This window comes from Ruminococcus sp. YRD2003 (assembly GCA_900109435.1).
Lineage (GTDB): Bacteria > Bacillota > Clostridia > Oscillospirales > Ruminococcaceae > Ruminococcus > Ruminococcus flavefaciens_G.
On sequence record FNZT01000034.1, the window covers coordinates 1 to 7,803 of the forward strand.

General features: G+C 41.6%; 9 protein-coding genes, 2 tRNA genes and 2 pseudogenes. 6 read left to right on the forward strand and 7 right to left on the reverse strand.

Annotated elements, in window-relative coordinates; genetic code table 11:
• A pseudogene (locus tag BMX22_RS15515) lies at window positions 1-184 on the forward strand (IS110 family transposase); the annotation flags it as partial.
• Window positions 185-301: 117 nt separating this feature from the next.
• Here BMX22_RS15515 and BMX22_RS15520 read toward each other — a convergent pair.
• From BMX22_RS15520 to BMX22_RS16680, 6 genes are all read right to left on the reverse strand, one after another.
• Complete coding sequence (locus tag BMX22_RS15520) at window positions 302-982, reverse strand: hypothetical protein (protein ID WP_074743539.1); 681 nt, start codon at window positions 980-982, stop codon at window positions 302-304.
• Window positions 919-2,094 (reverse strand): recombinase family protein, encoded by a 1,176-nt coding sequence (locus BMX22_RS15525; protein WP_074743541.1) that lies wholly within the window; start codon window positions 2,092-2,094, stop codon window positions 919-921. Before BMX22_RS15525 ends, BMX22_RS15520 begins: the two co-directional genes overlap by 64 nt.
• Before the next feature lie 100 nt (window positions 2,095-2,194).
• Window positions 2,195-2,314, reverse strand: a complete 120-nt coding sequence (locus tag BMX22_RS15530; protein ID WP_318259789.1) for a DUF3789 domain-containing protein — start codon at window positions 2,312-2,314, stop codon at window positions 2,195-2,197.
• A gap of 29 nt (window positions 2,315-2,343) precedes the next feature.
• Window positions 2,344-2,739 (reverse strand): type II toxin-antitoxin system tRNA(fMet)-specific endonuclease VapC, encoded by a 396-nt coding sequence (gene vapC / locus BMX22_RS15535; RefSeq protein ID WP_074743543.1) that lies wholly within the window; start codon window positions 2,737-2,739, stop codon window positions 2,344-2,346.
• Window positions 2,736-2,978, reverse strand: a complete 243-nt coding sequence (vapB, locus tag BMX22_RS15540; protein WP_074743544.1) for a type II toxin-antitoxin system antitoxin VapB — start codon at window positions 2,976-2,978, stop codon at window positions 2,736-2,738. The genes vapC and vapB overlap by 4 nt, the downstream gene beginning before the upstream one ends.
• Before the next feature lie 76 nt (window positions 2,979-3,054).
• Entirely contained in the window at window positions 3,055-3,219 is a 165-nt protein-coding gene (locus BMX22_RS16680) for a hypothetical protein (protein ID WP_177173056.1), read from the reverse strand.
• A 630-nt stretch (window positions 3,220-3,849) separates the two neighbouring features.
• On the opposite strand from BMX22_RS16680, the pseudogene BMX22_RS17095 reads away from it, so the two are divergent.
• The 3 genes and pseudogenes from BMX22_RS17095 to BMX22_RS15555 all read left to right on the forward strand — a co-directional run.
• A pseudogene (locus BMX22_RS17095) lies at window positions 3,850-4,140 on the forward strand (RNA polymerase sigma factor); the annotation flags it as partial.
• A complete protein-coding gene (locus tag BMX22_RS15550) occupies window positions 4,137-5,615 on the forward strand; it encodes a serpin family protein (RefSeq protein WP_074743546.1) in 1,479 nt (492 codons plus the stop codon). The pseudogene BMX22_RS17095 and the gene BMX22_RS15550, both read left to right, overlap by 4 nt.
• A 318-nt stretch (window positions 5,616-5,933) precedes the next feature.
• A complete protein-coding gene (locus tag BMX22_RS15555; protein ID WP_074743547.1) occupies window positions 5,934-6,149 on the forward strand; it encodes an RNA polymerase sigma factor in 216 nt (71 codons plus the stop codon).
• Between the two features lie 493 nt (window positions 6,150-6,642).
• Here BMX22_RS15555 and BMX22_RS15560 read toward each other — a convergent pair.
• Window positions 6,643-6,719 (reverse strand) — tRNA-Arg (locus tag BMX22_RS15560).
• A gap of 173 nt (window positions 6,720-6,892) precedes the next feature.
• Between BMX22_RS15560 and BMX22_RS15565 the strand changes: the two genes are divergently transcribed.
• A tRNA-Lys gene (locus BMX22_RS15565) sits at window positions 6,893-6,968 on the forward strand.
• Window positions 6,969-7,446: 478 nt separating this feature from the next.
• The coding region (locus BMX22_RS15570; protein WP_318259790.1) for a DUF6329 domain-containing protein at window positions 7,447-7,803 on the forward strand (357 nt) is incomplete at its 3' end.

Consider the following 7,803-nt stretch of genomic DNA (forward strand, 5'->3'; position numbering starts at 1 on the left):
CGAAGCTGCAAACGCTCTGAGAAGATGCGACCCGGAGTTCAAGCGCTTCTACGCTCTCAAATACAAAGAGGCTAACAAGCACAATCATAAACGCGCACTCGCTCTCACTGCCAGAAAGTTGGTCAGGTTAGTCTATACACTGCTGAAGACTAACCGCCTGTATATCCCGCCGGAGGAATATTAATCCGGCAACTCCAGCCCGCCGAAAAATTTTTTCGGTGCGGGATTTAGTAGGAGATGCCTTTTTTGTCTCTTTTTAGGCAGAGTATACGGTTTCCTCACTGTTTTTTCTACTTTTTGTCTATTGACATTTTACCGTGGGACTCTCTGTTTCATTTCTGATCACAACATCATTGATAAACTCAGCTTCAATAATGCACGAATGGCTCAATGTTATCCGCTTTACGCAGGATCTCAGCAAGCCAGTGTCAAATGTATTAAGTTGAGTTTTATCTGCGAGCAGCGACTTTAAGAGCTCAGTTTTCTGTGAAATGTCGCTGTATGTGCAGTTTTTGTATTTCAGCTCCGCGAGTCTGAAAATGTCGCTTCTTATTTCCTCAGCAGTTTTAGTACCATTGTCAATGGCACGATTGATCTCAGCCTGTTTACAGAGAATTTCTGATGTCGGGATATACTCGCTTACTGTTGCCTTTGCTTCAATAAGCACAGGATTTGCAATTACAGTATTCATAATACTGAGTATCGCACCTGTAAGCATTTCGTCAGTTACTTTGAATAAAAATGGATGACAACTGCCGTTTCTGCAGTCCCATAATTCAGCTTTTGTTCTGAACAGCCGCTTGCCGCATTCCTTGCATACTGTGAGATTGCGGACCTCCTGTAATTCGTCGGGTACTATGCAGAGTGAAGTTGCTTTAGCACTCTTGCGCTCGTTTACAGCTCTGAAAACGTCCTCGCTTATAAGCTGCGGATAAGTCTCGTTGCCGAGATACTTTTCGTTTTCAAGCACTCGCTTGACCATGTTCTTATTCCAGCCGACTTTATCGCTGTATGGAACTCCCATATTCTTAGCAATGGCGTTATGCTTTCTTCAGATATTCTCTTACTAAGGCAGCCCTTTGAATGAATATCATGCTTCCGACACACCCAGTAGTCAACATCAACGCTTTTCTTGAGTTTATAGTAACTACCACATAAGCCACATTGAATTATCATGTTGAAAATGCTATTCTTTCTAACGTAATAAACGTTTTTGCTTTTAATTAATAACTGTGCTATATCAAATACTCTTTTTGAAACAATAGGCTCATGCGTCTTTTCAAGGTGATACTTTGGTAATTCGCCATTATTAATGCAACGCTGTTTCCCAATAGCGTCTATTGTAAAACTTTTTTGATAAATAGAGTCACCAATATACTTTTCGTTTTCAAGTATGTATCTTACGCTGGAAAATGCCAATGGAGGTGTTATTTTATACAATTGATTAATGTAATCAGCAGTACTTTGAACACCGTGTCCATTGATGTAGTATTCAAAAATATCTCTTACAATTTTAGCTTCCTTTTCATTAACCACAAATCGTTTTTCATTTATAGTATAACCAAACGGTGCGCTATTAGGAGTATAGTTCCCTTTTCTGATCCTTCTTTGCATACTCCACTTAACATTTCTGGATATAGAAACAGATTCCTCCTGCGCCAATCCTCCCATAATAGTGAGCATAAGCTCATCGTTTATATTCGCAGTATCGATGTTCTCTTTTTCAAACATCACAGTAATACCAAGAGACTTCAGCTCACGGATATTCTTAAGGCAGTCCCTTGTATTTCGAGCGAAGCGACTGATAGACTTCGTGTATACTCGGTCTATCTTTCCTTTTCTGCAATCATCTATAAGGCGAAGAAACTCACTCCTTTTTTTCTCGCAAGTTCCTGTAATTCCTTCATCAGCGTAAATGTCGATAAGCGTTTCAGTCTCGGAATCCTCAAACTTGTGGCTATAATATGCAAGCTGAGAGTTATATGAATTGAGCTGATCGTCGCTGTTTGATGATACTCTGCAATATGCAGCTACACGCAGTAAGCGATGTGTATCATTTGCGACTTTCGGCTGTATAACTGTTACTGTCGGCATCGCTGCCACCTCCTGTCTCAGCCACATTATACCGTTTTCTGCTCCCGAAGGTAATCACCACAACCACCTATTTTTCGGAGTTGAAACTGTGCAGAACTGACTAATACTGTTTTTTATCAGCCTGCGCAGCAACGTTGCAGAAGCACATTGAGAATACTCCAATGAAGCCGCCCAAAATCATTCCGATAATAATTCGTATCATTGTATCATCTCCAATCATAAAGAAAAAAGTGCGCCAGTATGACGCACTCAATACCAATCTTCAATTTTCAGGTCAGCGACTCTCTCAAATTCCCGTACATTATGGGTCACAATCGTCAAGCCCTCTGATTTTGCGTGTGCAGCAATCAAAGTGTCCATCGGACCGATCGGTGTCCCATTTCGTTTCAGAGTTGCGCATATATCTCCATATTCCGCAGCAGCTTCGCCGTCGAACGGAAGCACCTCAACTACAGTAAGGAATTTTAATAGCGCAACCGTATTTTTCTCGGGATTACTGCTATTCTTCACCCCATACTCAAGCTCGGCAAGAGTTATTGCTGAAATAGCAAGACCTTCCTCGAAATTCTCCTTTATTTTCGCAATAATATTCTCATTTTTCTTCTGTGCATAAATACACACATTCGTATCAAGCATATATTTCATAGTTTTTCACGTTCCTCGGGTGATTGCATATTCGCAGGACGCTCCTCAGCTTTTTCGAGGTAATCGTCAGAAAACTCGTTGATTCCCTCCATAAATGTTTCCCATGCCTTGTCCTTGGGAACGAGCATTACGGAAGAACCGACTTTTTGAACATACACCTCTGTTCCGTTGAAACGAAATTCCTTTGGCAAACGTACTGCTTGACTGCTCCCATTTGTAAATAATTTAGCTGTTAACATAATCATCAGCTCCTCTCTTCTTATAGTATATACTACAGTATATACTTTTGTCAAGAGGAATATTCGATTTTTCATCCTATACACACAATTCCCAATCTGCAGAAGAAGGATAGTTCGCAGTAATTTCCGCAAAGCTCCTGCTTTCGATTCCCTTTTTCTGATCTTCTGTAAGATTCTCCTGACGTTCAAGAAAAATATGTACCAATACGCACATAACGTCAGCCTGACCGTATTTCTTCATCACGTTGCTCCTTTACACATTGATACCGAGTGCAGAAAACGTATCCCGACCGTGTATCAGCCCATATACACTTTCTGCACTTATGCTCTGATTTCAGTTTAGCTGTTTTAAGCCGTTTTCTCAGCTTGTCCCAACTAAGTTCTTTCTGCAATCTATCACGCTCCATCCTGAAACTAATAATATAACGTAAGTGCATAATTGTACTTATGCATTTACGTTATATCTGCGCCCGGCATTTCCGCCGGGCGCAGTTTATATAACTCTTAAGCCTTCGTCTGATTCTAATTTCAGACGTCTTGCGTGATATTTGACCTCGTCCCCGTCACGCACGGAACAACAAGAACGATCAACAGCTTATTGATCTTCATGGAAATCTCATCCCACTATGGTTCGCATAGAGCCGCCCTCATTGCTTGAGTCTGTGACTGGACGGAAGTATCATTATATTCCTGCTTTCATCGCCGTGCAGAGAGCTACTCCGCATTTTGAAACGTCATATTTATCGCAAGCGTATGGTTTCTTTGGCTGCCGAATTTTAGTCCGACGCAGGATCAACGTATCCTTGTTGCTGCTATTCTGTTTTCAAGCTACAATGTAAGAGCTTAGAGTCCCCTACATAAGGATAGGTCACAAAAGTATGGCAGTGGACAAGTTACATTATGTCTTGACGAACTGGGAGAATGTATCGGTGAAAAAACTCCCATTGAGGACAGGCTCGCACTAAAGGAGCTTATGGACAGCTTTCTTCACAGTCTCCCCGACAAAAACAGAAAAATATTTCTCCTGCGATATTGGTACATGATGCCAGTAGCTGAGATAGCAAAGCGGAATGACATATCTGAGGGAGCTGTAAAGATGATATTACAGCGTGTACGGGATAAACTCAGAGCTTATTTAGAAAAGGAAGGTGTAGGCGTATGAAAAATAAAGATATTCTTCTTGATGTGATCGGCGATACTGATGAAAAGCTCGTTCCCGAACTGACTGCTAAAAAGAAAAAGAGCAATATTGTGAAATGGTCTGCATTGGGCGGAGTATGTGCGGCGGTAATTATAGGGTGTGTTGTACTACTGCCGAAAAGCGGAGAGCATAGCCCATTACAGCAGTCATCTCAGCCGCTGGAGAGCCAGTCGAGCAACCCCTCCGGAATGATAGCAGACAATAATGTTTACTGCCTTGCATTAGCTGCTTATCCCGAAATGCCTATGTATCCTGATGAAATGGATCAAGATGCTGTAACACAATGGAACGATGCAAAACAAGCATTAAGAAATCAACCGGCAGGATACAAAGACGGCTTTGACAAGTTTTTTTCTGATACAACGAACACATTTCTAACCGGAGCCGAGAGTGAAAACATTGTATATTCTCCATTAAGCCTGTATATGGCACTTGGTATGTCGGCTGAGATAACTGACGGAAACAGCAGACAGCAGATACTCGATGTTCTGCACCAGAAAGATATAGATACTCTGCGTTCTCATTCGAGATCTATCTGGCAGGCGAATTATATGGATGATGGTATGGCTAAATGTATCCTCGCCAATTCTCTTTGGACGAACAGTAACGCCGATTATAAGCAGGATACGGTAGACACACTTGCTGACACTTACTATTCATCTGTGTATACTGGTGATCCTGTATCTGATGATTACAATAAGATGCTGCAAGATTGGCTGAATTCTCAGACCGATGGCTTGCTTACAGATTATGTATCTGAAATAAAGATAGATCCAGAAATGCTTCTGACACTTGCATCTACTGTAAATTATAGTGGAAAATGGAATAATAAGTTCTTGCCAGAAAATACTGAACAGGGCATATTTCATGCGGTCGTCGGTGATGTCGAATGTGACTTCATGAACTCGGAGAGAGATATGGGATATTGTTGGGGAGAACACTTCTCGTCGGTCAGCTTACAGCTTGAAAATAACGGTCACATGAAGCTGATACTTCCTGACGAGGGCTATTCACCTAACGATTTATTAAATGATGAACAGGTCAAAGAGCTTATGCTCAGCAATTGGGACTATCCAAATAACAAGTATGTAACCGTTAATATGGCTGTTCCAAAATTTGATGTTTCTTCCAAAATAGACCTGCGTGGCGGACTGAATACGCTTGGTATTACCGATATTTTCGATGCAGGAAAATCTAATTTTACGCCGTTGACTGATACAGAGCGTGTTTTTCTGAGTCAAGCAGAGCAAGATACAAGAGTTACCATTGACGAGGAGGGCTGTAAAGCAGCTTCTCTAACGATCATGGCTTATGCAGGTGCAGGCGCTCCTGAAGATCATGTAGACTTCAATCTGGACAGACCGTTTATCTTTGAGATCATGAGCGAAACAGGACTGCCGCTGTTTGTGGGTATCGTAAATAATCCTGTTCAGTAAACCTTAGCTTAATGGCACACTCACTTTCCGTTCCACTGAGGTTCAAATCAGCATTATGGCGTGCGCCACAATTAATAAAAGCATACTTTATTGTAAGTGAATAATGATAAATCTATGATATGAGACGGCTTAGAGAGCGGAAAGCAAAACCTCTAAGCCGTCTTTCTATTTCAACGGATATTTCCCTATAATTATTGCACATATAGTCTATTCGTGTTATAATTATCAAAGAAAAATTGGCTCTGATTATAATACGGATAAAAAATATGGAACCTTTTTCGCTCTCAAGACAATATAAGGCAGAGAGGAGGAACGCTTGTGACAGTCACGCAATTCGAATCTTTACTCAAAACACACGGCAGTGCGATCCTCGGTTTCTGCCGACATCTGACCGGAAATGAGGTCTCTGCGCAAGATCTCTATCAGGATACCATGTTAAAGGCATTTTCCAAACTCGCCAAGATCAACTGTGATACGACAGAAGAAATGCTTTCAGCGAAAAATTATCTAATCGGCATCGCAGTGCGACTCTAGGGGGACACTTCAGATCTGCATTCCCTCACGCTTCTCAGCCTTATATTCAGCTTTTTGCTGCGGCGTGAGCTTTTTTCCATGGCGCCGAGCGGGCGTGCGCAGTTTCACGGCACTGTTTTTGCATACTGTCAGTATTATTCCGCGAATCATAGCTGTTTTTGTTTTGTGTCAGTTCTATCGACCTCCATTCGTAAAAAGTATCTATATATGCAAAAAAGCCGACCTTGTATGGCTTCTGTGAGAAACCAACAAAATCGGCTTTGAAATCGGTTGAAAATTCTATATTCGGTTTTCGGCTATTTTCGGAGTTCTTCGGAGTTCCGTGCTTTGCTTTTTCAAAAACTGCTCCAAAATCCCTGTTTTAGGGCGTTCACCTTTGGTTTTTAGGGTTTGGGATCTATTGCTCCACCTTAAAAATCGCTGTTTTCAGACAACAAAAAAAGCCCGAAACATCGGACTTTTTCGGTGACGGATCTAAATTGCTCCATCTTTATGGCGTGCCTGGAGGGATTCGAACCCCCGACCTACTGGTTCGTAGCCAGTCACTCTATCCAGCTGAGCTACAAGCACATTCACAACAATATTATTTTATCACGTTCTATGTGAAATGTCAAGACAAGTATTTAATTTCGTCAAAATGCACTAAATGTAATGCTGCGAATAAGACTAAAATAAAAAATCCAGCAAAAATAGGATTGCGTCTTGACAAAAAAGTATATATGTGTTATAATTATATGTGCTTTGAGACATTAGCTCAGTCGGTAGAGCATACGCCTTTTAAGCGTAGGGTCGAGGGTTCAAATCCCTCATGTCTCACCATATGTTCATGACTAAAAGAATGACATGCCCAAAAAAGCCCGAATATTCGGGCTTTTTTGCTGCCCGAATTCAGAAAAATTTCTTGAAAAAATGAGGGATGACATTGGGGTGTTTTAAGGCTTTTTAGGGAGTTGAACCCCCACAAAGGTGGTTTCGGAGCTCTTCAAAGGTCGATATACCGGCTAATCTCTGATTTTTCAGCTAAAAATAGTACACAAAGTTTCGGACTCGGTTTTAGTGGTTTTCACGAAATGTGAAAACGCTGGAATCGAGTCCTTTTTTATTCTCCTCAAAAAACAAGTGATAGAACGCATATCATTTTTTAGCCGTTTTCAATGGCATCAGTGGCAGGTCGGGTAACTATGCCACCCGGGACAGCAAAAGCCGCTGTGGATGATTTTTGAGCCTCCTGTGGCAGATACATAGAAAGCAGATCACGCCTGCTGTCTATGGAATAATAATGTCAGGAGGAAAAGATATGAATAACTACTTTATGAGCGGTAAGCTTATGCATAAGGCTTCCGACCACAACACCAAACGCTGTGAGGTTGAGAAATGGGTATTCCTGCCTCACTCAGACTTTGAAAGGCTGAAAACAAACCCATATCAGGAGCATGAAGCGATAACTGCTGCCAGAGACCTTATGTACGAAGACAAGAATGCCTACCACTGCATTATGCTGCTTGATGAGCACGGCGATGACGGTCTGCTCATTGAAGCTGAAGGATTTGACTATCCCCGTCTTTCTATGTTCGTTCCCGATGCAGCTCTTATCTATGAGCGTTATAAGACATCAGAGGCTGAACTGAAGCTGCATGATATGATTAAGGGGACG